Annotated in this window: 19 protein-coding genes and 1 pseudogene; 8 read left to right on the forward strand and 12 right to left on the reverse strand. The window is 67.9% G+C overall.

Annotated features, from left to right (window positions below; all coding sequences use genetic code 11):
* A partial coding sequence (locus ADBZ6I_RS00525) for a chorismate-binding protein (RefSeq protein WP_526379784.1) occupies window positions 1-359 on the forward strand: 359 nt, incomplete at its 5' end.
* On the opposite strand, the gene rsmI is transcribed toward ADBZ6I_RS00525, so the two are convergent.
* Window positions 323-1,144 (reverse strand): 16S rRNA (cytidine(1402)-2'-O)-methyltransferase, encoded by an 822-nt coding sequence (gene rsmI / locus ADBZ6I_RS00530; protein ID WP_526379878.1) that lies wholly within the window; start codon window positions 1,142-1,144, stop codon window positions 323-325. The two genes, ADBZ6I_RS00525 and rsmI, sit on opposite strands and share 37 nt — an antisense overlap.
* 153 nt (window positions 1,145-1,297) lie before the next feature.
* Between rsmI and ADBZ6I_RS00535 the strand changes: the two genes are divergently transcribed.
* Entirely contained in the window at window positions 1,298-2,854 is a 1,557-nt protein-coding gene (locus ADBZ6I_RS00535) for a dolichyl-phosphate-mannose--protein mannosyltransferase (protein ID WP_526379786.1), read from the forward strand.
* A gap of 106 nt (window positions 2,855-2,960) precedes the next feature.
* Here the strand turns inward: ADBZ6I_RS00535 and ADBZ6I_RS00540 are convergent, their stop codons facing one another.
* The gene (locus ADBZ6I_RS00540; protein WP_526379788.1) at window positions 2,961-3,545 is read right to left on the reverse strand and encodes a TetR/AcrR family transcriptional regulator; all 585 of its coding nucleotides are present in this window, start codon (window positions 3,543-3,545) and stop codon (window positions 2,961-2,963) included.
* A gap of 105 nt (window positions 3,546-3,650) precedes the next feature.
* Between ADBZ6I_RS00540 and ADBZ6I_RS00545 the strand changes: the two genes are divergently transcribed.
* Together ADBZ6I_RS00545 and ADBZ6I_RS00550 are read left to right on the forward strand one after the other, a co-directional pair.
* Window positions 3,651-4,820, forward strand: a complete 1,170-nt coding sequence (locus ADBZ6I_RS00545) for a T6SS phospholipase effector Tle1-like catalytic domain-containing protein (RefSeq protein WP_526379790.1) — start codon at window positions 3,651-3,653, stop codon at window positions 4,818-4,820.
* Complete coding sequence (locus tag ADBZ6I_RS00550; RefSeq protein WP_526379792.1) at window positions 4,810-5,994, forward strand: endonuclease/exonuclease/phosphatase family protein; 1,185 nt, start codon at window positions 4,810-4,812, stop codon at window positions 5,992-5,994. Before ADBZ6I_RS00545 ends, ADBZ6I_RS00550 begins: the two co-directional genes overlap by 11 nt.
* A gap of 14 nt (window positions 5,995-6,008) precedes the next feature.
* Here the strand turns inward: ADBZ6I_RS00550 and arcA are convergent, their stop codons facing one another.
* A complete protein-coding gene (gene arcA / locus ADBZ6I_RS00555; RefSeq protein ID WP_526379881.1) occupies window positions 6,009-7,205 on the reverse strand; it encodes an arginine deiminase in 1,197 nt (398 codons plus the stop codon).
* A gap of 80 nt (window positions 7,206-7,285) precedes the next feature.
* On the opposite strand from arcA, the gene ADBZ6I_RS00560 reads away from it, so the two are divergent.
* Window positions 7,286-7,960 carry an alpha-ketoglutarate-dependent dioxygenase AlkB gene (locus ADBZ6I_RS00560; RefSeq protein WP_526379794.1) on the forward strand — a complete coding sequence of 225 codons (675 nt, stop codon included), beginning with the start codon at window positions 7,286-7,288 and terminating at the stop codon, window positions 7,958-7,960.
* A gap of 6 nt (window positions 7,961-7,966) precedes the next feature.
* On the opposite strand, the gene ADBZ6I_RS00565 is transcribed toward ADBZ6I_RS00560, so the two are convergent.
* The 9 genes and pseudogenes from ADBZ6I_RS00565 to ADBZ6I_RS00605 all read right to left on the reverse strand — a co-directional run.
* Window positions 7,967-8,611, reverse strand: a complete 645-nt coding sequence (locus tag ADBZ6I_RS00565; RefSeq protein ID WP_526379883.1) for a DUF5642 family protein — start codon at window positions 8,609-8,611, stop codon at window positions 7,967-7,969.
* A gap of 77 nt (window positions 8,612-8,688) precedes the next feature.
* Window positions 8,689-9,165: a tryptophan-rich sensory protein gene (locus ADBZ6I_RS00570; RefSeq protein WP_526379796.1), complete on the reverse strand. Its 477-nt coding sequence runs from the start codon at window positions 9,163-9,165 to the stop codon at window positions 8,689-8,691.
* 54 nt (window positions 9,166-9,219) lie between these two features.
* Window positions 9,220-10,179, reverse strand: coding sequence for an acetyltransferase Pat (gene pat, locus ADBZ6I_RS00575; protein ID WP_526379885.1), 960 nt, complete (start codon window positions 10,177-10,179; stop codon window positions 9,220-9,222).
* 114 nt (window positions 10,180-10,293) lie between these two features.
* Window positions 10,294-11,310 (reverse strand): NAD(P)/FAD-dependent oxidoreductase, encoded by a 1,017-nt coding sequence (locus tag ADBZ6I_RS00580; RefSeq protein WP_526379798.1) that lies wholly within the window; start codon window positions 11,308-11,310, stop codon window positions 10,294-10,296.
* Window positions 11,307-11,816 (reverse strand): isoprenylcysteine carboxyl methyltransferase family protein, encoded by a 510-nt coding sequence (locus ADBZ6I_RS00585; RefSeq protein ID WP_526379800.1) that lies wholly within the window; start codon window positions 11,814-11,816, stop codon window positions 11,307-11,309. Before ADBZ6I_RS00585 ends, ADBZ6I_RS00580 begins: the two co-directional genes overlap by 4 nt.
* Before the next feature lie 7 nt (window positions 11,817-11,823).
* Window positions 11,824-12,930 (reverse strand): type III polyketide synthase, encoded by a 1,107-nt coding sequence (locus tag ADBZ6I_RS00590; RefSeq protein ID WP_526379802.1) that lies wholly within the window; start codon window positions 12,928-12,930, stop codon window positions 11,824-11,826.
* Window positions 12,931-15,165 carry an MMPL family transporter gene (locus ADBZ6I_RS00595; protein WP_526379804.1) on the reverse strand — a complete coding sequence of 745 codons (2,235 nt, stop codon included), beginning with the start codon at window positions 15,163-15,165 and terminating at the stop codon, window positions 12,931-12,933.
* Window positions 15,166-15,217: 52 nt separating this feature from the next.
* Complete coding sequence (locus ADBZ6I_RS00600; protein ID WP_526379806.1) at window positions 15,218-15,499, reverse strand: FAD-dependent oxidoreductase; 282 nt, start codon at window positions 15,497-15,499, stop codon at window positions 15,218-15,220.
* A gap of 49 nt (window positions 15,500-15,548) precedes the next feature.
* Window positions 15,549-15,944 (reverse strand): annotated as a pseudogene (locus ADBZ6I_RS00605) (FAD-dependent oxidoreductase); the annotation flags it as partial.
* Between the two features lie 103 nt (window positions 15,945-16,047).
* On the opposite strand from ADBZ6I_RS00605, the gene ADBZ6I_RS00610 reads away from it, so the two are divergent.
* From ADBZ6I_RS00610 to ADBZ6I_RS00620, 3 genes are all read left to right on the forward strand, one after another.
* Window positions 16,048-18,534: a glycogen/starch/alpha-glucan phosphorylase gene (locus ADBZ6I_RS00610; protein ID WP_526379808.1), complete on the forward strand. Its 2,487-nt coding sequence runs from the start codon at window positions 16,048-16,050 to the stop codon at window positions 18,532-18,534.
* Between the two features lie 2 nt (window positions 18,535-18,536).
* Window positions 18,537-21,005: a phosphoketolase family protein gene (locus ADBZ6I_RS00615; protein ID WP_526379810.1), complete on the forward strand. Its 2,469-nt coding sequence runs from the start codon at window positions 18,537-18,539 to the stop codon at window positions 21,003-21,005.
* A 101-nt stretch (window positions 21,006-21,106) separates the two neighbouring features.
* Window positions 21,107-22,144, forward strand: a complete 1,038-nt coding sequence (locus ADBZ6I_RS00620) for an alpha/beta fold hydrolase (protein ID WP_526379812.1) — start codon at window positions 21,107-21,109, stop codon at window positions 22,142-22,144.
* Window positions 22,145-22,281: the final 137 nt, after the last annotated feature.

Consider the following 22,281-nt stretch of genomic DNA (forward strand, 5'->3'; position numbering starts at 1 on the left):
CGACCGTGTCGGCGCGCGTTCCGGCCGAGGTGTCCGCGGCCGAGTTGATGGCCGCGACGTTTCCTCCGGCGTCGGTCACCGGGACCCCGAAAATTCGGGCCCGCGAATTGCTGTCAGAGTGGGAACCGCACCGGCGCGGGGTCTACTGCGGCACCGTGGGGATGGCCTCACCGGTGGCCGGCTGGGAGCTCAACGTGGCAATTCGCACCGTCGAGTTCGACGCGAACTCCCGGGTGGTGCTGGGCGTGGGCGGGGGCATCACCGCCGACTCCGATCCGGACGCCGAATGGCAGGAGTGCCTGGACAAGGCGGCGGCGATCATTCAGCGCGAGTCGCGCGAGCGCAGCACCGCGTCGTAGAGCGCGCGGCGCGACGGCGCGCCCGGATGCGCCTCGATCACCGTTGCGCAGGCGTCCTTGACCCGCATCCCCTCGTCGACCAGAACGGTGACCGCGGCCACCAGCGCGTCCACGTCGGCCACCGGCGTCGCCCCGGCGAGGACCACGGTGATCTCACCGAGCACGCCGTCGGCCGCCCAGAGCGCCAACTCTCCGAGCGTCCCGCGGCGGATCTCCTCGTGGGTCTTGGTCAGCTCCCGGCACACCGCCGCGCGGCGCTGGTCGCCGAGTTGCTCGACGGCATCGTGCAGGCAGTCGGCGAGCCGGCGCGGGGATTCGAAGAACACCGTGGTGCGCGGTTCGGCACCGAGCCCGGCCAGCCAGGAGCGCCGCGCGAACTGTTTGCGCGGGGCGAAGCCCTCGAAGCAGAACCGGTCCGACGGCAGACCGGAGACGGCCAGCGCCGTAGTCACCGCCGACGGGCCGGGCAGGCAGGAGACCGGCAGGCCCGCCTCGATGCAACCGCCGACCAGCCGGTAGCCGGGGTCGTTGATCAGCGGCATCCCGGCGTCGCTGACCACCAGCACGGTTGCCCCCGCCGAGACGTCGGCGACCAGCGCCGGCACCCGGCCGGCCTCGTTCTGGTCGAACAGGCTCACCACCCGCCCGCCGATCACGACGCCCAGCGACTGAGCCAGCGCCCGCACCCGGCGGGTGTCTTCGGCGGCGACGACGTCCGCGCTCGACAGCGCGTCGATCAGGCGTTTCGAGGCGTCGGCGGGCTGGCCGAGGGGGGTGGCGGCCAGGAGGAGGCGGCCGGTGCCTGACCCCGAGTCGCTGCGCTCCTGCCCGCCGGTGCCTGATCCCGAGTCGCTGCGCTCCTGCCCGCCGGTGCCTGACCCCGAGTCGCTGCGCTCCTGCCCGGGGGTCGACACCCCCACACCCTACGATTGACGGCAATGACCACCACGGTTGAGGACCCCGCGGCGCCGCTCGATGAGCGCCACGCCCCCGTCATCAGCCCCGGCCCGCTGGTCCCCGTCCCCGACTTCGGGCCGACCGACCGGCTGGCAGGCTGGGCGACGACGGCGCTGGTGGCGTCCCTGGCCGCGCTGACCCGCTTCATGAACCTCGGCTCGCCCACCGACGCGGGCACCCCGATCTTCGACGAGAAGCACTACGCCCCGCAGGCCTGGCAGCTGCTGCACAACTATGGCGTGGAGGACAACCCCGGCTTCGGTCTGGTGGTGCACCCCCCGGTGGGCAAGCAGCTCATCGCGATCGGCGAGGCCATGTTCGGCTACACCGGGCTGGGTTGGCGGTTCACCGCCGCGGTGTTCGGCGTGGTGCTGGCGGTCCTGGTCACCCGGATCGCGCGGCGGATCAGCCGCTCGACGGTGGTCGGCACCGCGGCGGGGCTGCTCGTCGTCGCCGACGGGGTGAGCTTCGTGGCCGCCCGCAGCGCGCTGCTCGACATCTTCACCACGGTGTTCGTGGTCGGTGCCTTCGGCGCGTTGATGGTCGACCGTGACCAGGTCCGCGAGCGGATGCACAACGCCCTGCTCGACGGGCGCATCGCCGAAACACCCTGGGGCCCACGACTGGGCGTGCGGTGGTGGCGCTTCGGCGCCGGGGTGCTGCTCGGGCTGGCGTTCGCGACGAAGTGGTCGGGGCTGTACTACATCGCGTTCTTCGGCGCGATGACGCTGTGCCTGGATGTCGCCGCGCGCCGCGCCTACCGGGTTCCGCGGCCATGGGCCGGGACGTTGCGACGCGACACCGGGCCGGCGGCCTACGTCTTCGGCCTGATTCCCCTGGCGGTGTACCTGCTGGCCTATCTGCCCTGGTTCGCCTCGGAGACCGCGGTGAACCGCCACGAGGTCGGCCAGTCGATCGGCGAGCGGCAGTGGTGGCAGCCACCGGACGCAATCCGGTCGCTGTGGCACTACACCTATAAGGCGTTTCACTTCCACTCCACGCTGACCAACTCCGCCGGGAACCATCACCCCTGGGAGTCCAAACCGTGGACCTGGCCGATGTCGTTGCGGCCGGTGCTCTACGCCATCGACAACCAGGACGTACCAGGCTGCGGGGCGTCGTCCTGCGTCAAAGCGGTGCTGCTGGTCGGCACTCCCACCATGTGGTTTATCGCGGTGCCGGTGATGGCGTACGCGCTGTGGCGGGCGGTGGTGCGCCGGGACTGGCGTTACGCCGTAGTCCTGGTGGGGTACCTGGCCGGCTGGTTGCCATGGCTGGGCAACCTCGACCGTCAGATGTATTTCTTCTACGCCGTGCCGATGGCGCCGTTCCTGATGATGGCGATCGCGCTGATCCTCGGCGACATCCTGTATCAGCCGGCGCGCAGCGCCGAGCGCCACACGCTCGGCCTGCTCGTCGTGTGCTTCTACCTGGCGTTGGCGATCACGAATTTCGCCTGGTTGTTCCCCGTGCTGACCGGAATACCGGTGTCGCAGCAGACCTGGAACATGGAGATGTGGCTGCCGAGCTGGCGGTGAGCCGCCTTCGTTGGACGCCGCCTTCGTTGGACGCCGCCTTAGCAGGACCAAGAACCTAGTGGGACCACGAACCTAGTGGGACCACGAACCTAGTGGGACCACGAACCTAGTGGGACCACGAAGCCGTCAGGGCGGACTGCACCGCCGGGGCCACCATCCGCACAATCTCATCCGCCGACGCCGACGCCAGCGGCTCCATCCGCAGCACGTAGCGGGAGCCGGCCACGCCGATCAGGTACGACGTTGCCAGCACCACCCGCATCCGGGCGTCTGGAACGCGCAGCGTCGCGGCGACCCGGTCGATGACCACCGTCTCGACGAACTCACGCAGCGTCGTCACCACGTTCGCGGCGCTCTTGGCGTCGCGCACCATGAGCATGATCTGTTCACGCACCGCGGGATCATCGAGCATGTCGATGGTCCACCGCACGAGCCGTTCACCGAGCCCGTCGATGCCGGGGTTCAGCAGCTTGGCGATGGAGGTGACAGGGTCGAAGGGCAGCCGCAGGACGGCGGCGAAGAGTTCCTCCCGGTTGTTGTAGTAGCGCTTGACCAGATCCGGAGCAACACCGGCCGCCGACGCGACACCCTTGATGCTCGTGGTCAGATAGCCCTGCCGGGCGTAGAGCCCCCGTGCGGTGTCGAGTACCAAGCGCGTGACGTCGTCGGGTTTCATCGGGTCGTTGGCCATCGGTGCATTCCTGTTCACTCGGTGCGTTGCGGTCGGGCGGTGCAGACTCGATTGTCTAGGATTGAGTAAACCCGCCGACGGGCGCGGGGGACGCGGCTTGGGGAGATGGCTGAACCACGCAACCTGGTGATCTGCCTAGACGGCACCAGCAACGAGCCCGAGCAGGGCGCCACGAATGTCGCCCGAATGTATGACGTCGCGGTCAAGGACGACACCCAACTGGTCTATTACGACCCCGGTGTGGGCACTCTAGGCGCCCGCGCCGCGATGACGCCGTTGGGCCAAGCGCTGTCGCGGGTGGCCGGGCTGATCGCCGGCTACGGCATCCGCGACAACATCGAGCAGGCGTATACCTGGTTGGCGCAGAACTACCGGCGCGACGACCGCATCTACGTCTTCGGCTTCTCCCGCGGCGCCTACACAGCGCGTGCGCTGACCGGCATGCTGCGCACCGTCGGGTTGCTGAGGCCCGGCTGCGAGAACCTCGCCCCCTACGCCTTGAAGCTTTTCGCCAAGAGTGGTTCTTCCAGTGCCGCGACGGCCGATCCGGACGGTGACGCGGACCAGTCGGCGAAGGCTGCACAGCAACGGTTCTGGGCGTTGCGCGCCGACTTCCGTCGCTTGTTCGGCAATCCTGAGTTCCCACACCCGTTCGACCCGCACCGCAATCAGGTGCACTTTCTCGGGGTGTGGGACACCGTGAAGAGCGTTGGCTGGCTGAACCTGAGGGGGCACCTGCAAGTGGCGCGCTGGCCGTTCACCGCGCGGATCACCAATGTCGGAACCGCCCGGCATGCGTTGGCCATCGACGAGAAGCGACGTTTCTACGCTGCCTATCGGTTCGACCCCGAACTCGTGGCCACCGATCCCGAGAGGTTCCGTGAGGTGTGGTTCGCCGGTGTGCACAGTGACGTCGGTGGACAGTTCGCCGACGACCACCGGCTGTCGGACATCGCCTTCTCGTGGATGGCCACCGAGGCGGGTCTGCATGGACTTCGATTGGATGCCAAGCGCTTTCGCCGACTCACCGTCGGTACAGCGCCTCCGACCGACGACGCCTTGGGCACCATCCACACGAACAGCTGGATGTGGTGGCTGCTCGGGGGCTGGCGTTCACGACGGGTTCTGCACAAAGACCTGGTCGCCCCCAGCGTGCTGGAACGCATTGCCGCGACGGCGGTGACCGCCGCACCGTACCGACCGGAACTGGCCGGCCGCCCGACTGTGCTTGAGCTCGAAGGACCGAAGGGGATAGAGGGTTCGGATGTCCAATAACTACGCGGGGATGCGGCGGCGCTTCGGTGACGACGAGGCGGGCCTGCATCGCTGCGCGGAGCGACTGATCGCGCTGCGCAGTGCATTGTCCACGGTGCGCCGTCATGAAGGCTCACTGATGCTGGCCACCTTCAACATCCGCGACTTCGACAGCAACAAGTTCGGATTCGGCCCGCGCAAACTTGAATCGATGTATTACCTGGCCGAGATCATCAGCGCCTTCGATCTGGTGGCGGTTCAGGAGATCAGCCGGGATCTGACTCCCCTGGTCAACCTGATGAGCATCCTAGGACCCGACTGGGACTACATCGTCACCGACGCCACCGAGGGCAGGGGCGGCAACGGCGAGCGAATGGGGTTCCTCTACAACCGATCCGGCGTGTACTTCCGTAAGATCGCCGGCGAAGTGGTGCTACCCGAGGGGCAGACGATCGTCGGCAACAATCCAGTCCCCGAACCCAAGAAGACCGCCAAGGGAAACGGCCAATTCGCCCGCACCCCATTTCTGGTCGCCTTCGCCTCCGGTTGGTTCCGGTTCAACCTGTGCACCGTCCACATCTACTACGGCTCGGAATCCGGGGCCGGACTTCGGCAGCGCATCGATGAGATCCGCAAACTGGTGGCGTTCTTCGCCCGCCGGCAGGACAGCGAGACACGGCAGCGGAAGAAAGCGGTGACCGACAGCGGCGGCAAGTTCGCCCCCGGTCAGACCGAAAACTACATCCTGCTCGGCGATTTCAACGTCGTCAGCCCCGAACACGAGACAATGCAGGCGCTCGAAGACCAGGGCTTCACCGTGCCCGACGCCATCAAAGGTGACCAGATCAACTCCAGCGATCCCACCCGGCGTCCGCACTTCTACGACCAGATCGCGGTGCGGGTGGCCGACCCCCGATTCGAAGTCCTCAGCGGCGGCATGTTCGACGTCTACGACTACGTCTATCGAGACGAAGACATCGCGGCGTATGAGACCGACCTCGCGCAGGCGCAGGCCAGCATCGCCAAGAACAAGGACAAGCCGCCGGACCCGGAAGAGCCCGGGGACACCGGGGCGGACCCGTTGGCCTTCTACCACCGCTGGCGCACCTGGCAGATGTCCGACCACTACCCGCTGTGGGTGGAGATCAAGACCGACTTCACCGACGAGTATCTGGCGGGGTTGGCGCGGAACTAGCCGAAAAATAAGCGCTACAGCGGATCCCGCGCCGCCGGACACGACATGCACCGCGGGCCGCCGCGCCCGGTACCCAATTCCGCCGCGGCGATGGGCAGCACCTCGATCCCGGCGTCGGCCAGCCGGGCGTTGGTCTCGGTGTTGCGCTCGTAGGCCACCACCACTCCGGGCGCGAGCGCCAGGGTGTTGTTGCCGTCGTCCCACTGCTCGCGTTCAGCGGTGACCGGGTCAAGGCCGGTGTCGATCACCCGCAACCGTTCGATGCCCATCGCCGCGGCGGCGGCGTCGACGAACGGCTGCTCGTCACCGATACACACACCAGTTGGGCCGCGCGCAATGGTGAACGCCGACAACGAATGCCGCACCGCCGGATACATCACCACCGCATCGGCGTCGACCATGGTGCAGACGGTATCCAGATGCATGGTGGCACGCTCCTGGGCGATCGGGACCGCCAGCACGGTGTGGGCCAGATCGTCGTCGAACAGGCTGCGGGCCAACGCTTCGGCGCCGGCGGCGGTGGTGCGCTCCCCCACCCCCACGGCGACCACGCCGGGAGCGAGCAGCAGCACGTCGCCGCCCTCCACCGGCGCGGTGTGCGACTCGTAGGCCCGGCGCACCCCGAGGAACCGCGGATGATGCGCGTAGATCAGGTCGGTCAGCGAGGTCTCTCGCGCCCGCGCCGGAAGCGCCAGCGCGGTGATGGCGAACCGCGGGCCGATCCAGAACGACGAGTCGCGGGTGAACATCAGGTTCGGCAGCGGGTCGACCACGAAATCCCCGCCCTGGTGCATGCGCCGCACCAGCGAACTGTCGCCGCGGGCGTCGAAGGGCAGTTCGCTGAAGGTCATCCCGGCGGTCAGTACGAGCGCCAACTCGGCGGGCGCCAGGGCGCGGAGGTAGGCCGAAAGCTCCTGCGCCAGCGGATGACCGAGCCGGCGGCTGTCCACCGCCGCGGCGATGCCCTGAATCCTGGCCGCACCACTGGCCAGTGCCTCCACGAGCAGGTCTGCCAGCAGCAGCACCTCGACACCGCGCGAGCGCAGCAGAGTGGCGAACGCGTCGTGCTCCTCCTGCGCGCGGGCCACCCAGGGCAGGCCGTCGAAGAGCAGGGCGTCGTTGTTGCGCGGCGTGAGCCGCATCAGTTCAGCACCGGGCCGGTGCAGGATGACGGTGCGCAGCACACCGACTTCGGAGTCGACGCCGAACACCGTCTCGGTCACGCCTGACACCGTAACGCCCGGGCGCGCCAACCTGGATCACTCGAACGCATGTGCGATAGGGTGGCGGAGTGTCCATGCCGGTTCAGGGCTCGCTTTTCGACCACTGCCAGCGCCGCGAGTTGGGCGGCGGCGCGTGGATCGAGGCACGCTCGGGCTGGGTGAACGACCGCGCCATCTGCGCCGACACCCTGTTCGAGGATTTGATGACGGCGGTGCCGTGGCGCGCCGAACGCCGCAAGATGTACGACCGGGTGCTCGACGTCCCGCGCCTGGTGAGCTTCTGCGACCTGACCACCGAGCCGGCGCCGCACCCGGCGGTGGCCCGGCTGCGCCGGCGGATCAACGACATCTACGCCGGCGAATTGGGCGGGCCGTTCACCACGGCCGGCTTCTGCCTCTACCGCGACGGCTCCGACAGCGTGGCCTGGCACGGCGACAGGGTTAGATTGCCTCGCTCCGCTGCCGCCGGCTCCACCGGCTCCGCCGGCGGCATCCCCGGCTCGGGGGCCGGGCGCAGCAGCACCGAGGACACCATGGTGGCCATCGTGAGTTTAGGGGCCACCCGGATGTTCACGATGCGGCCGCGCGGCGGCGGCTCGTCGCTGCGCCTGCCGCAGGGGCACGGCGACCTGCTGGTGATGGGCGGATCCTGTCAGCGCACCTGGGAGCACGCGGTGCCCAAGACCGCCACACCGACCGGCCCGCGGATCAGCATTCAGTTCCGGCCGCGCGGGGTGCGCTGAAGGCAGCTATTTGCGGATCGCGTTGACCCCGGCGATCAGCAGATCGCGGGCCCGCTGGGTGTTCACCGGCACCGTCGGCTTATTCGGCAGCACAAGCGGATTCGCCGAGACGATCACCTGGTAGTCGCCGAAGTGCGCGGAATAGTTGAAGACCTCGCCGGTGCGGGGCTTGCCGTCGACCGCCGTCTGTAACACCCGGTGCACCCCGATGGTGGTGGCGCCGTCGATCTTGGGCACCTCGACCGCCTCGACGGTGCCGCGCACGGCGCCGCCGCCGAAGGCCACCTTGCGACAGTCGGCTCCGGGTTCGGTCACCGGCACCGGCTCATTGGTCTGGACCGCGATGACGATGAAGCGGTTGCCCTCACCCTCCGCCGACACCGCTGCCATGTTGCCCTGGGTCCCAGGGGGCACCAGCTGTCCAGTGGCGAACTTCGCGCAATCGGGAGGCTCGAATTTGAGGCCGTCGGGGAGTTTCTGGCCGGTGAGGAACTTGGGGTCGATGCCCGTCGGCGGGACGTCGGTGAGAGCGAACTGCGGCCCGAAGCTGGACTTCAGGTCGGTGATCTTCGCGATGTCGGCGGTCGGCGCGGAAACGCGGCAGCCGGCCAGCGCGGCGGCGCACCCGAGGGCGACGGCGAGGTTGCGGATCAGCATCGGCGCCAATGTACCGCCCGGGCCGGGGCGTTCCGCGGAGGCGGCGCGCCGGAACTCAATGCCGGGAGGCTTCAGCGGTTGAGCCGCCAGATATCGGTGGACATCACCGCCGCGAACGTGCACCAGAGCGGGTACGGCGCCAGCGCGGCTCCGAGTTTGACGTCGGCGTCGGCGGCACGCCGGGCCAGATCGGCGCTGCTCGCGGCCAGCGCCACGGCGACCACCGAGGCCGTGCCGAGCCGGCGCTGACCGAAGAAGGTCCAGCTCCAGCCGGCGTTGAGCGCCAGGTTGGCGCCCAGCGCCGCGGCGTACGCCATGGCCTTGGAGTTCTCGCCGTCGGCGCGGAACCGCTCGATCGCCGCCGCAGAGGTAGCCGCGATGTCAGCGTAGAGCGCGGTCCAGGCGATCGGGAACACCGCGTTGGGCGGCACGTAGTCCGGCTTGCGAATGGTGGTGTACCAGCCCGCAACGCCTTCCCTGCTGGCCACGCTGCCCACGACGGCCGCCGCAGCCGTCGCCAATCCCGTTCCCACCAGTGCCGTGCGCATGACTCCAAGCTACCGGTCGGTTTCGCGAGTCTTATCGAAAACCGTGGCCCGCTATCAGCTACCGGAGGCCCGAAGCACTTCTCTTGTCATAGCGCGGATTTCATCGACGAGTTCGGGGTCGATGCGCACGGCCTCGATGGGCGGCACGTCGAACTCGGTGAGCACCACTCCCGGCTCGTCATGCTCCCACTCGGCGCCGAAACGATCGAAAATAGAGCGCATCGAGTTGTTTTCGGACAGCATCCGGGCGGTGAACCGCTGGATGCCCCCGACCCGGGCGGCGATGACGGCCGCGTCCATCAGGAAACTGCCGATCCCCCGGCCCTGGTAGTCGTCGGCGACGATGAACGCGATCTCGGCGACAGCCGGGTTGTCCTCGGCGCGCACGAATCGCACGTCGGCCACCACCGGTCCGTCCTCGCCGTCAACGAGCACCCACACGAAATGGTCGACGTAGTCCACGTGGAACAGATAGTTCATCAGCGACGGGGTGGGCGCGCGGGTGGACATGAAACGCCGGTAGAGGGTCTCGGCGGAGAACTCCACCGTCGGTGCGGTGATCCGCTCGGTATCACCGGGCAGCACCGGCCGCAGCAGCAAGGTGGTGTCGCCCTTGAACCGCACCGGGATCGGGGTGATGTACGCGGCCAGCCGCTGGCGGACGATTCTGAGCAGATGATCGCTGACACCGGGCAGATCGACGATCGCGGCGAACGCCTTCTCGTCGCCGACGAAACCGGTCACCTCAGCGGTGGCGGTGACGGTGGCGGTGCGCGGCTTGTCGCGCAGCAGCGCGATCTCGCCGACGATCACTCCGGCCGACGCCTCACCCCAGACCACGGAGCCGTCGTCGCCGCTGTGGCTGACCTCGACCTCTCCGCTCTGGATCAGGACGAAGAACGCCGCCTCCTCGCCCTGGCGCATCAGCACCTGACCGCGTTCGGCGCGCAACGGGTGCAGCCGGGCGGCCACCGGAACGAGATCCTCGGGCGAGCACTCCCCGAACAGATCCATGCTGGCGAGATCGTCGGCGCGCAGCGCGGTGAGTTCGGGGTTGTCTCCGAGCGCCGACGCCGGGCTGGTGCCGTCGTTGTCGCCCTGTGTGGCAGTCATCGTCTGATCATGCGGCTAATACGCCAAAAGGTTGACGATTCCGCCGAACACCCTGGGTAGCGCGTCGGCCGCCGGCACGATCAGCGCCCGCACCGGCCGCACCGCGCTGGCATGGAGCAGGCCCGCGGTGAGCACCCGGTAGCGACGCGACATCGCCCGCCACTGGCGGTCGTAGGCCTGCGGGGTGCCCGCCACGGCGCAGCGCACCGCCAGTTCGGCGCTGCCGAACGCGATGCCCATCCCCTCCCCGGTGAGCGCGTCGACGTATCCGGCGGCGTCGCCGATCAGCATCACCCGGCCCGCGGTACGGCCGCGGACGCGCTGGCGAAGTGGCCCGGCGGCGCGGTCGGATCCGTGCGGAACGCCGTCCAGCCGTTCCATCAGCGCCGGGAATTCCAGCAACTGGTCGCCGAACTTGCCCTGCCGTGAGGTCAGGATCGCCACCCCGACCATGTCTTCGGCCACCGGGGTGACGTAGGCCTCGGTGTCGTACGCCCAGAAGACCTCGACGGTGTCGCTCCAGGGCGCGATCCGGTAGTGCCGGCGAATACCCCAGCGGCGACGACTCGGCGCGGGGCGGTCCAGCCCGAGGGAGCGCCGGATCGGCGAATGCAGACCGTCGGCGGCGACCAGATAGCGGGCCTGGAGATCGCCGCACCGCACCGAGCCGGCGTCCTGGGTGATCGCGCCGATCTCGCCTTTGACGATCCGCACGCCGGCCGCCGACGCCGTCTCGTGCAGCGCCTCGGACAGCGCGGTGCGCCGCACCCCCAGACCGCTTCCGGACCGGAAGTGCGCCTCGACGCGGCGGCGGGAGTCCTGATAGGCGATGCCGCGGAAGGCTTTGCCCTGCAACGGCACACCGATGCTCTCCAGCTGCCGGACGGTGTGCGGCATCAGGCCCTCGCCGCAGGCCTTGTCGATCGGGCCCGGACGCCGGTCGACCACGACGGTCTCCAGCCCCGCGCGCGCACCGTGGATGGCGGCCGCCATTCCGGCCGGTCCGCCACCGGCCACCAGGAGGTCGATCATGTCAACCTCGCGAGGGCGGCGTTTTCGACGTTGACGCGGGTGTACAGCAGGACGGCGTTGAGGACGGTGAACACCGCCGCGGTGATCCACGCGGAGTGCACCAGGGGCAGGGCGATGCCCTCGGCGATCACCGCCACGTAGTTGGGATGCGGCATCAACCGGTACGGACCGCCGCTGACACGTTCGGCGCCGGGGATGACCACCACCCGGGTGTTCCACTGCCGCCCCAGGGTGGTGATGCACCACCAGCGCAGCACCTGCGCGGCGATCACCACGGCCAGCATCGGCCAGCCCAGGGCCGGGATGAACGGGCGGTGCAGCCAGAACACCTCCGCCAGACAGCCCGCCAGCAATCCGGTGTGCAGCACCACCATCACCGGGTAGTGCGCGGAGCCGAACTCCACACCGCCGCGCTCCCGGCTCCACGCCAGGTTGCGCTGAGCGACGACGAGTTCGGCGAGCCGCTCGACGCCCACCACCGCGACCAGCACGACATACCAATTCATGGCAGCGTCAATTCCACTGCATGAGAACGAGTTCGGAGCAGAATCCGGGGCCCATCGCCATCATCACCGACGGTCCGGCGGGCGGCGTCTTGGCGATGGTGTCGCGCAGGACGTGCAGTACCGAGGACGACGACAGGTTGCCGATGTCGGCCAGCGAGCGCCAGGTGAGCTCCAGCGCGTCGTCGGGCAGGTCGAGGGTCTCGACGATCGCCTCGATGATCTTCGGGCCGCCGGGGTGGCTCACCCAGGTGCCGATGTCGTCGATGGTGAGGTCGTGGTCGCCGAGGAAACCGGTGACGTCGTGGCGCAGGTAGCGCCGGACCACGTCTGGCACGTCGGCGGAGAGCACCAGCTCGAGACCTCTGGACCCGATGTCCCAGCCCATGGTGCGCTGCGAATCGGGATAAAGGCTGCTGCGGGAGTCGACGACGCCCGGTCCGCGCGCGCCGATCTTCTCGGCCCGCCGCTCACCGACGGCCACCACCGCGCCGGCGCCGTCGCCGAACAGGGCGGTGCCGACCAGTCCGACGATGGTGGGCGGGATCGCGGGGAAGGTCATCGAGCACAGTTCCACCGACAGCAGCACGGCGACGTCGTCGGGCGCGCCGCGCAGGTAGTCGTTGAGTCGGGCGACTCCGGCCGCTCCGGCCACGCAACCGAGGCCGAAGATGGGCACCCGCCGGACGTCCGGCCGCATGCCCAGGCGGCTGGCCACCCTCGCCTCCAGGGACGGGACCATGAGGCCGGTCACCGTGGTGGACACGATCAAGTCGACGTCGGACGGCGCCAGCCCGGCTTCGTCCAGGGCCGCCGACACCGCCGCGCAACCGAGTTCCACCGCGTGTTCGATGAACAGGTCGTTGGTCTCACCGAAGTCACTGAGGGTGAAGTAACGCTCCATCGGCAGAATCAGATTGCGATGCTCGACCTTGGCCGCCCGGAAGATCTTGCGGGTGATGTCCTCGAATTCCTCGAAGCCCGGCCGGGCCACGAACGCTTCGAGAATCTCGGTCTGGCTATAGCGGTGCGGCGGAAGAGCGCCTTGGACTCCGGCGATGACGCTGGTCGGGGCTGAACTGCGCTGGGACGCAAGGGGTGAAGAATTGCTTGACACTCAACCAGTATGCCGCGCCGGACCTGCCTCGCTGATTCCGAATTTCTGGTGCAACGCGCGCAATGGCTTTGGCGCCCACCAATTCCAGCGACCTGCGACATGCATGAAGGCCGGCACCAGGATCAGCCGCACCAATGTGGCGTCTACCAGCACCGCGAGCGTCAGTCCGAGGCCGAAGAGCCGCATCACCGCCACCTGCGCGGCGATCAGGGCAGCAAAGGTGATCGCCATGATGAGTGCGGCCGCGGTGATCACCCGACCGGTGTGGGCCAGGCCCAACGCCACACTTTCGTCATTGTCTGCCGCCGTTTTTCGTGACGCGAGCCAGAATTCGCGGATCCGTGAGACGAGGAACACCTCGTAGTCCATCGAGAGCCCGAACGCCACGCAGAACAGCAGCACCGGCATGTTGGCCACCAGCGTGCCGGTGGGGGTGGTCCCGAGCGCACCAAGATTTCCGTCCTGGAAGATCCACACGGTCGCGCCGAAGGCCGCGGACAGCGACAGCATGTTGAGGATCAGCGCCTTGACCGGCAGCACCACACTGCCGGTGAGCAGGAACAGCAGGACCAGCATGATCACGGCGATCAAGCCCAGCACGATGGGCAGGCGCGAGGTGATCGCGTCGACGCTGTCGCGGTTGGTCTGGGCCAGACCGCCGAACTCGACCGTCCGGCCGCCCGGGGGCGAGACGGCGTGGAGTTCGCTCAGTTGGGTCTCGGAGTCCTCGGAGAACAGCGGGACCGAACTGGCGACGGTCAGCAATGTGCTGCCGCCCGATTGGCCGGTGGCGGTCAGCGGCGGACCGGACAGGGCGCCCCGAACATAGGTGCCACTGGGCGCCGACACCGAATTGACGTCGACGACCCGGGACAGTTCGGCGGCGTAGCGGTCCACCTCGGCCGGAGCCAGGCCGTTGGAGTCGGCGATGACGATCGGTACCTCGGAATCGCTGTCGACGGCGAAATCCGACCGCAGCATATCCCCGACCTGGTGGGCCGAGGCCGACTTCGGCAGCACCCGGTCGTCGGGGAAACCTGGGCGCACACCCAGGAACGGGGCGCCCAGGAAAACCAGCAGCGCCACCCCCGCCAGCCCGATCGGCACAGCTCGCCGCATCACGAATTTCGTTGAGCGATACCAGAACTGTCGCTCCACCGGCAGTGGTGCGGGCTCCGGACGGCCCAGCAGGCGCCGCAGCCCGCGGCGCACGTCCAGTTTATCCAACCGGTCGCCGAGCAGCATGATCGCCGCGGGCGTCACGATGACTGCGGATATCGCCGCGAACGCCACGGTGGCGACACCGGCATAGGCGAACGACCGCAGGAAGTTCATCGGGAAAAGCACCATCACCGCCATCGACAACGCCACGGTGACCGCCGAAAACAGCACGGTGCGGCCGGCGGTGGCCATGGTGGTGACCACCGCCCGTTCACGGGGGGAGCCGGCGGCCAGTTCGTCGCGGTAGCGGCTGATCATCAGCAGGGTGTAGTCGATGGCCAACGCCAAACCCATTGCGGTGGTGAGGTTCAGGGCGAAGATCGAGACCTCGGTGACGAAGGTGACCGCGTGCAGCACGGCCAGCGAACCCAGGATCGTCATCACCCCGACCATCAGCGGCAGCGCCGCGGCGAACAGTCCGCCGAACACCCAGATCAGCACCAGAAAGCTCAGCGGTACGACGATCGCCTCCAGCAGCAGAAGGTCCCGCTTGGACTGTTCGGTGACCTGCAGGTTGACCATGGCGGTGCCGCCGGCGCGCACCTGCACGCCGCCGCTGTCGCCGACCAGCGCATCGGTCAGTTCCTTGGTGTAGGTCTGTAGCTGGCGCTCGGCGCCCACCACCCCGGTCACGATCAGACCGGACTTCTTGTCGGTGCTGACCAGCGCCGCCCCGGCGGGGCCGGGTGTTGTCCAGGCCGACTTGATGGCCGCGACGTGCCCGGACTTGGCGAGCACGTCGATGGCCGAGGTCGCCGCAACCCGCGCCTGCGGGCTGTCGAAACCGTCGGGGGCGGTGATGACGAACACCAGCGGCACGTTGCCCTGATCGAACTTCTCAGTGAGCATCCGGGCGGCCCGCGAGGATTCGGCGGTGGGATCCTGAAATCCGCTCGGCGAGAGCTTGTCGGCCACCGGGACGCCGAAAGCGCCGATCAGAACCGCCAGCAGCGCGGCGACGACGACCACCCGCCGCGGCGAGGACACGGCCAGTCGAGCGATTCGTTCCAGCACGTGGTGAATCCTCCGCCTCGGGGTGTGTCCGGCTTACACGCTAGCCCGGCGGCTAACGTGTGGCCTGTTCGGCCGCAGCCCGTCCGCTCAGCCAGCCGCCGTGCACCGTCGAGTGGAAGGTCGGGTGCGAGGCCTCGCCGGCCAGCCACAGCCGGCCGTCGATCGGTTCGGACAGCGCCTCCCGATCGGATTCACCGGACCCGACGGCGGTGAACGAGTATGAACCGCGGCTGAATTCCCGCATCGATGTCCGCCCGGCCCCGTCGTCTCCCGCGGCGCGCTCCAGCGCGGCGACCAGTGCGGCCACCCGCGCGTCGATCTCGTCGGCGTCCAACGGTTTTCCCGTCCGGGGCGTAGTACTCGGCCGAGCCCGCACCCTCGAACGAACCGACGTCGAAGACCGTGGTCGTGATCCCGAGCCGATTGATTTCGTCGTACACCGGATTGCCGTCGGTGCCATGAACCCACGAGGCGCCGAGGTCCACCGGCGCATCGCTCCAGGCGCCGGAGGTCCAGATCCGTCCGCCCACCCGGTCGCGCGCCTCGAGCACCGCACACCTGCGCCCCGCACCGACGACGTGCTGGGCCGCTGCCAGGCCGGCGATGCCGGCGCCGATCACCAGGACATCGACCGAGCGATCGCCGGAGGGCGGTTCCGACGGTGACGGGTCGCCCGCGCCGGACTCTTCCTGCGCACAGCCGCTCAGCGCCGCGGCACCTCCCAGGGCCAGTGCCCCGATCAACAGTTGCCGCCGGTCGAATGCTCCCAAGGGGGACATCAGAGTTCACCTTCCAGTTACCCGAACCGCCGGTGAGCACCTCGTGCCGGTGCCATACTCGCAGGCAAAGAGGCCGGTCGGAATCCAACGGGGAGACTTTTTCATGAATGATGCCGTCGGAACGCCCGCCCACTACGACGACGTCCGCACCGGCATGACGGCGCCGTCGTTGCGCACGGCGATCGAGGACCACCTGCGCTACACCCTCGGCCGCCCGGCCCAACTGCTGCAACCGCAGCACTACTACCACGCGCTGGCGCTCGCCGTGCGGGACCGCATGCAGAAGCGCTGGACCGACACCACCCAGACCTACCTCGACCTGTCCCGCAAGGTGGCCGTCTATCTGTCCGCGGAGTTCCTGCTCGGCCCGCATCTGGGCAACAACCTGCTCAACCTTGACCTGGAGGATGAGGCCCGCGCCGCGCTGGCCGAGCTTGGTCAGGACTTCGACGCCGTACTGGCGTGCGAGGAGGAGCCGGGCCTGGGTAATGGCGGGTTGGGCCGACTGGCTGCCTGCTACCTGGATTCTCTGGCCACCCTGCAGCGGCCGGCAATCGGCTACGGCATCCGCTACGAGTTCGGCATCTTCGATCAGGAGATCCGCGACGGCTGGCAGGTCGAGCGCACCGACAACTGGCTGGCCGCCGGAAACCCTTGGGAGATAGCCAAGCCCGAGCTGAATTATCGCGTGGGCTGGGGCGGGCACACCGAGCACTACACCGACGCCGAAGGCGAACCGCAGGTGCGCTGGGCGCCGGAGCGGATCGTCAAGGGCGTCTATTACGGCACCCCGATTCAGGGGTACGGGGTGAACACCTGCAACACCTTGACGCTGTGGAGCGCCAACGCGGTCAACGCGCTGGCGCTGGAGGCCTTCAACGCCGGCGACTACTACCGAGCGGTCGAGGAACAGGTGGTCTCGGAGAACGTCACCAAGGTGCTCTACCCGAACGACGAGCCGGAGGTCGGCAAGCAGCTGCGGCTGTTGCAGCAGTACTTCTTCGTGTCCTGCTCACTGCAGGACATCCTGCATCTGCTCGAAGACTTCGCCGGCATAACCGCCCGCGAGCTGCCCAACCGGGTTGCTGTGCAACTCAATGACACTCACCCTTCCATCGCCGTCGCCGAGCTGATGCGCCTGCTGATCGACGAGCGCGACTTCGGTTGGGACGAGGCCTGGCGCATCACCGTGGCGACCTTCGCCTACACCAACCACACCCTGCTGCCCGAGGCGCTGGAGACCTGGCCCCTGGCGATGTTCGAGCGGTTCCTGCCGCGCCACCTCGAAATCATCTACGAGATCAACAGCCGGTTCCTTGACGAGGTGCGCGCCCGCTTCCCCGGCGACGAGGACCGGGTCCAGCGGATGTCGCTGATCGGTGAGGGCGGCACCAAGAACATTCGGATGGCGCACCTGGCCACGGTCGGCAGCCACGCCGTCAACGGCGTCGCCGCGATGCACTCCGAATTGGTCAAGACCACCATTCTCAAAGACTTCTACGACATGTGGCCCGAGCGGTTCTTCAACAAGACCAACGGCGTCACCCCGCGTCGCTTCATCGGTCTGGCCAATCCCAGTCTGCGCAGGCTGCTCGATCAGACCATCGGCGAGGGCTGGATGGTGGATCTCGACAAACTGCGCGGCCTGGAACGCCACGCCGACGACCCGTCGTTCCAGCAGCGGTGGGTGTCCGTCAAGCGGGAGAACAAGGCCCGGCTCGCGCAGTACGTGGCCGACAAGACCGGCACCGAACTCAACCCGGACTGGATGTTCGACGTTCAGGTCAAGCGGATCCACGAGTACAAGCGCCAGCACCTCAACGCACTGCACATCATCACCCTCTACAACCGGCTCAAGCAGAACCCCGATCTCGAAATCGCCCCGCGTGCTTTCATTTTCGGCGGAAAGGCCGCTCCCGGCTACTTCATCGCCAAGCTCATCATCAAGCTGATCAACTCCGTCGCCGAGACGGTCAACAACGACCCCGATGTCAACGGCAAGATGAAGGTCGCCTTCATCCCGAACTTCAACGTGCAGAACGGCCAGTTGATCTATCCGGCGGCCGACCTCTCCGAGCAGATCTCCACCGCCGGTAAAGAAGCGTCGGGCACCGGAAACATGAAGTTCATGATGAACGGGGCGCTGACCATCGGCACGCTCGACGGCGCCAACGTCGAGATGCGCGAGGAAGCCGGACCGGAGAACTTCTTCCTGTTCGGGATGACGGTCGACGACGTCCACCACGTGCTTGCCGAGGGCTACCGCCCGCGCGGGATCGCCGACGGCAACGCCGAACTGGCCACGGCGATCGGGCTGATCAGCGAAGGCAGGTTCTCCCACGGCGACACCGAGGTGTTCGCCCCGCTGGTGTCCAACCTCGTCGACCACGACCCGTTCCTGGTGCTCGCCGACTACGCCGACTACATCCGGTGCCAGGGCGAGGTCGACCGCACCTGGCGCGACCCGCGCGCGTGGGCTCGGATGTCGATCCTCAACAGCGCGCGCAGCGGAAAGTTCTCCTCCGACCGCTCGATCGCCGAGTACTGCGACGAGATTTGGAATGTTCAGCCCGTAACGATCAAAGGGTAGCGATGGCGACGACGAAGCACACCACGTGGCAGACCGGCACGCACGGCGAACTGACCGACGAGGTGGTCGCCCAGCTCGACGGTTGGTGGCGCGCCGCCAACTATCTGTCGGTCGGCCAGATCTACCTGCTGAACAACCCGCTGCTGCGGACACCGTTGTCCCGCGACGACGTCAAGCCGAGGCTGCTCGGCCACTGGGGCACCACACCGGGCCTGAATTTCCTTTACGCCCACCTCAATCGGGCGATCAAGGACCGCAGCCAGTCCACCATCTACATCACCGGCCCCGGACACGGCGGCCCCGGGCTGGTGGCCAGCGCCTACCTTGACGGCACCTACACCGAGTACTACCCCGATATCACCTGCGACACCGAGGGCATGCGCCGGCTGTTCCGGCAGTTCTCCTTCCCGGGCGGTATCCCGTCCCACGTCGCCCCGGAGACGCCGGGCTCGATCCACGAGGGCGGCGAGCTGGGCTATGCGCTCTCACACGCCTATGGCGCCGCGTTCGACAACCCGGACCTGCTGGTCGCCGCGGTGGTGGGCGACGGCGAAGCCGAGACCGGCGCGCTGGCCACCAGCTGGCACTCCAACAAGTTCATGAACTCACGCCAGGACGGCGTGGTGCTGCCGATCCTGCACCTCAACGGGTACAAGATCGCCAATCCCACTGTGCTGGATCGTATTCCGCACGAGGAGCTGCGCAGCCTGATGGTGGGCTACGGACACAACCCGTACTTCTTCGAAGCCACCGACGACGGCAACCACTTCGACGACCACCGGCGCTTCGCCCGGCTGCTTGACGACGCGCTCGACGAGATCGCCGCGATCAAGGCCCGGGCCGCCGCCGGCGACGAATCGCGTCCGTCCTGGCCGATGATCGTCTTCCGCCACCCCAAGGGCTGGACGGGGCCGGCCTACATCGACGGCAAGAAGACCACCGGTTCCTGGCGCGCGCATCAGGTTCCGCTGGCCAGCGCCCGCGACACCCCCGAGCACCTGCAGGTGCTCGCCGACTGGCTGGCCTCCTACCGTCCGCACGAGTTGTTCGACGAGGACGGCCGGATTCGGCCGTCGATCGCCGATCTCGCGCCCAAGGGCCGACTGCGGATGAGCGACAACCCGCATGCCAACGGCGGACTGCTGCTCAAAGACCTTCGCCTGCCTGATTTCCGGGACTACGCCGTGGACGTCCCGGCGCCGGGTGCCACCCTGGCCGAAGCCACCAAGGTGCTCGGGCAGTGGCTCACCGACGTGGTCCGGCTCAACCCGGAGAACTTCCGCATCTTCGGCCCCGACGAGACCGCCTCCAACCGGCTTCAGCCGGTGTTCGAGGTGACCGATAAGCAGTGGAACGCCGAGTTCTTCGGCCCCGAGGTCGACGAGCACCTCGCTCGCACCGGGCGGGTCGTGGAGATGCTCTCCGAACATCAGATGCAGGGCTGGCTGGAGGGTTATCTGCTGACCGGCCGGCACGGCCTGTTCAACTGCTACGAGGCCTTCATCCACATCATCGACTCGATGTTCAACCAGCACGCCAAGTGGCTGAAGGTCACCAACGACATTCCGTGGCGGCGGCCGATCGCAAGCCTGAATTATCTTCTGTCCAGCCATGTCTGGCGCCAGGACCACAACGGGTTCAGCCATCAGGACCCCGGCTTCATCGACCATGTGGTCAACAAGAGTGCCGAAGTGGTGCGCGTGTACCTTCCGCCGGACGCCAACACTCTGCTGTCGACCTACGACCACTGCCTGCGGTCGCGGCAGTACGTCAACGTCGTCGTCGCCGGCAAGCAACCGCACCCGAACTTTCTGACCATGGACGAGGCGGTGGCGCACTGCACCCGCGGAGTGGGGATCTGGGAGTGGGCCGGTTGTGAGGACGACGGCTGCGACCCCGATGTCGTACTGGCCGCCGCCGGAGACGTGCCGACCCTGGAAGCGCTGGCCGCGGTGGACCTGCTGCGCCAGCACATCCCCGAATGCAAGGTCCGGTTCGTCAATGTCGTGGACCTGATGCGCCTGCAGGACGCCTCCGAGCATCCCCACGGGATGTCCAACCGCGAGTTCGACATGGTCTTCACCGCGGACAAGCCGGTGATCTTCGCCTACCACGGCTACCCGTGGCTGATCCACCGCCTGTGCTACCGCCGCACCAACGACGCCCGCATCCACGTGCGCGGTTACAAGGAGGAGGGCACCACCACCACCCCGTTCGACATGGTGATGCTCAACGACCTGGACCGCTACCACCTGGTCATCGACACCATCGACCGGGTGCCCAGCCTCGGCTCGCGATACGCCGGCCTGCGCCAGAAGATGATGGACAAGCGCATTGAGGCCCGGGAGTACACCCGCGAGCACGGGGACGACATCCCGGAGGTCCGGGACTGGGTGTGGCCGGCGGCCCGCGGTATCGCCGGCGAGTCGTCGGTGGCTGCGACGCTGGCGACCGGTGGGGACAACGAGTAGGCCACCACACGGCGCTATAACTGGAAAGGGTGCGCCGCCGGGCCTACTATTCAACGACGTCGCCGCGAGAACAGCGTGCGGCCCCGGACGTCGAGGTGGATATGGCGCATCCCAATCCCGAACCGCGTCGGATCGGGCTCGATGATCCGGTGCCGGAACTGCAGTTCAGGACCATCCACGGGTACCGCCGTGCATTCCGCATCGCCGGATCGGGCCCGGTCGTTCTGCTGATCCACGGTATCGGCGACAACTCGACGTCCTGGGAACCGGTGCACGCCCACCTGGCCCGCCGGTTCACTGTCATCGCCCCCGACCTGCTGGGCCACGGAAAGTCGGATAAGCCGCGGGCGGACTACTCGGTGGCGGCCTACGCGAACGGCATGCGGGACCTGCTCAGTGTGCTCGGCATCGACCGGGTCACCGTGGTCGGCCATTCGCTCGGCGGCGGTGTGGCGATGCAGTTCGCCTACCAATTCCCCCAGATGGTCGACCGCCTGATACTCGTCGGCGCCGGCGGGGTCACCAAGGACGTGAACATCGTCCTGCGATTGGCCTCGCTGCCGGTAGGCGGGGAGGCCCCCCTGGCACTGCTGCGGCTGCCCCTGATGCTGCCGGTGCTGCAGGTTCTCGGACGGCTGATGGGGCCGGTGCTCAGCTCCACCGGCGTCGGCCGTGATATCCCCAACCTGCTCCGGATTCTGGGCGAGCTGCCCGAACCGACCGCGTCGAGGGCCTTCACCCGCACGCTGCGCGCGGTGGTGGACTGGCGCGGCCAGGTGGTGACCATGCTGGATCGCTGTTATCTGGCTGAACCCGTTCCGGTGCAATTGGTTTGGGGCGAGAAGGATCCCGTCATCCCGGTCGAGCACGCCCACATGGTCCACGCGGCGATGCCGGGCTCACGGCTGGAGATCTTCCCGGGCTCGGCGCACTTCCCGCATCATGACGATCCGGCACGGTTCATCGACCTCGTCGGGGACTTCATCGACTCGACCGCCCCGGCCGAGCACGACCAGGAGACGATGCGGGAGTTGCTACGCAAAGGCAGCACCGCTCATGCCATCGAGAGCTCCGACGAGATGGAAGCCCGGATCCTGGTTCTCGGCGCGCTGGAGCACGACGAACGCAGCGCAACGTAACCGATTCCCGGACGGTTTTACCGACTGCCGGACAACTCCGCTGCTTGCTGGACCCGCCGCCTCGTTCCTGCTCCGCCGCGTACCTCGGCGCGTTCCTGCTCGCGTCGACCGGCGGATTCCCGCCCGCGGAACGCCAG

The organism is Mycobacterium sp. (assembly GCF_044342925.1).
Taxonomy (GTDB): Bacteria; Actinomycetota; Actinomycetes; order Mycobacteriales; family Mycobacteriaceae; genus Mycobacterium.

What these genes read in the sequence shown, in the direction of transcription:
- ADBZ6I_RS00610 (WP_526379808.1), top strand. Translation starts at nt 16,048, where the DNA reads ATGAATGATGCCGTCGGAACGCCCGCCCACTACGACGACGTCCGCACC.
- ADBZ6I_RS00550 (WP_526379792.1), top strand. Translation starts at nt 4,810, where the DNA reads ATGTCCAATAACTACGCGGGGATGCGGCGGCGCTTCGGTGACGACGAG.
- ADBZ6I_RS00570 (WP_526379796.1), bottom strand. Translation starts at nt 9,165, where the DNA reads ATGCGCACGGCACTGGTGGGAACGGGATTGGCGACGGCTGCGGCGGCC.
- ADBZ6I_RS00620 (WP_526379812.1), top strand. Translation starts at nt 21,107, where the DNA reads ATGGCGCATCCCAATCCCGAACCGCGTCGGATCGGGCTCGATGATCCG.
- ADBZ6I_RS00580 (WP_526379798.1), bottom strand. Translation starts at nt 11,310, where the DNA reads ATGATCGACCTCCTGGTGGCCGGTGGCGGACCGGCCGGAATGGCGGCC.
- ADBZ6I_RS00545 (WP_526379790.1), top strand. Translation starts at nt 3,651, where the DNA reads ATGGCTGAACCACGCAACCTGGTGATCTGCCTAGACGGCACCAGCAAC.
- pat (WP_526379885.1), bottom strand. Translation starts at nt 10,179, where the DNA reads ATGGATCTGTTCGGGGAGTGCTCGCCCGAGGATCTCGTTCCGGTGGCC.
- ADBZ6I_RS00535 (WP_526379786.1), top strand. Translation starts at nt 1,298, where the DNA reads ATGACCACCACGGTTGAGGACCCCGCGGCGCCGCTCGATGAGCGCCAC.
- ADBZ6I_RS00615 (WP_526379810.1), top strand. Translation starts at nt 18,537, where the DNA reads ATGGCGACGACGAAGCACACCACGTGGCAGACCGGCACGCACGGCGAA.
- ADBZ6I_RS00585 (WP_526379800.1), bottom strand. Translation starts at nt 11,816, where the DNA reads ATGAATTGGTATGTCGTGCTGGTCGCGGTGGTGGGCGTCGAGCGGCTC.
- ADBZ6I_RS00540 (WP_526379788.1), bottom strand. Translation starts at nt 3,545, where the DNA reads ATGGCCAACGACCCGATGAAACCCGACGACGTCACGCGCTTGGTACTC.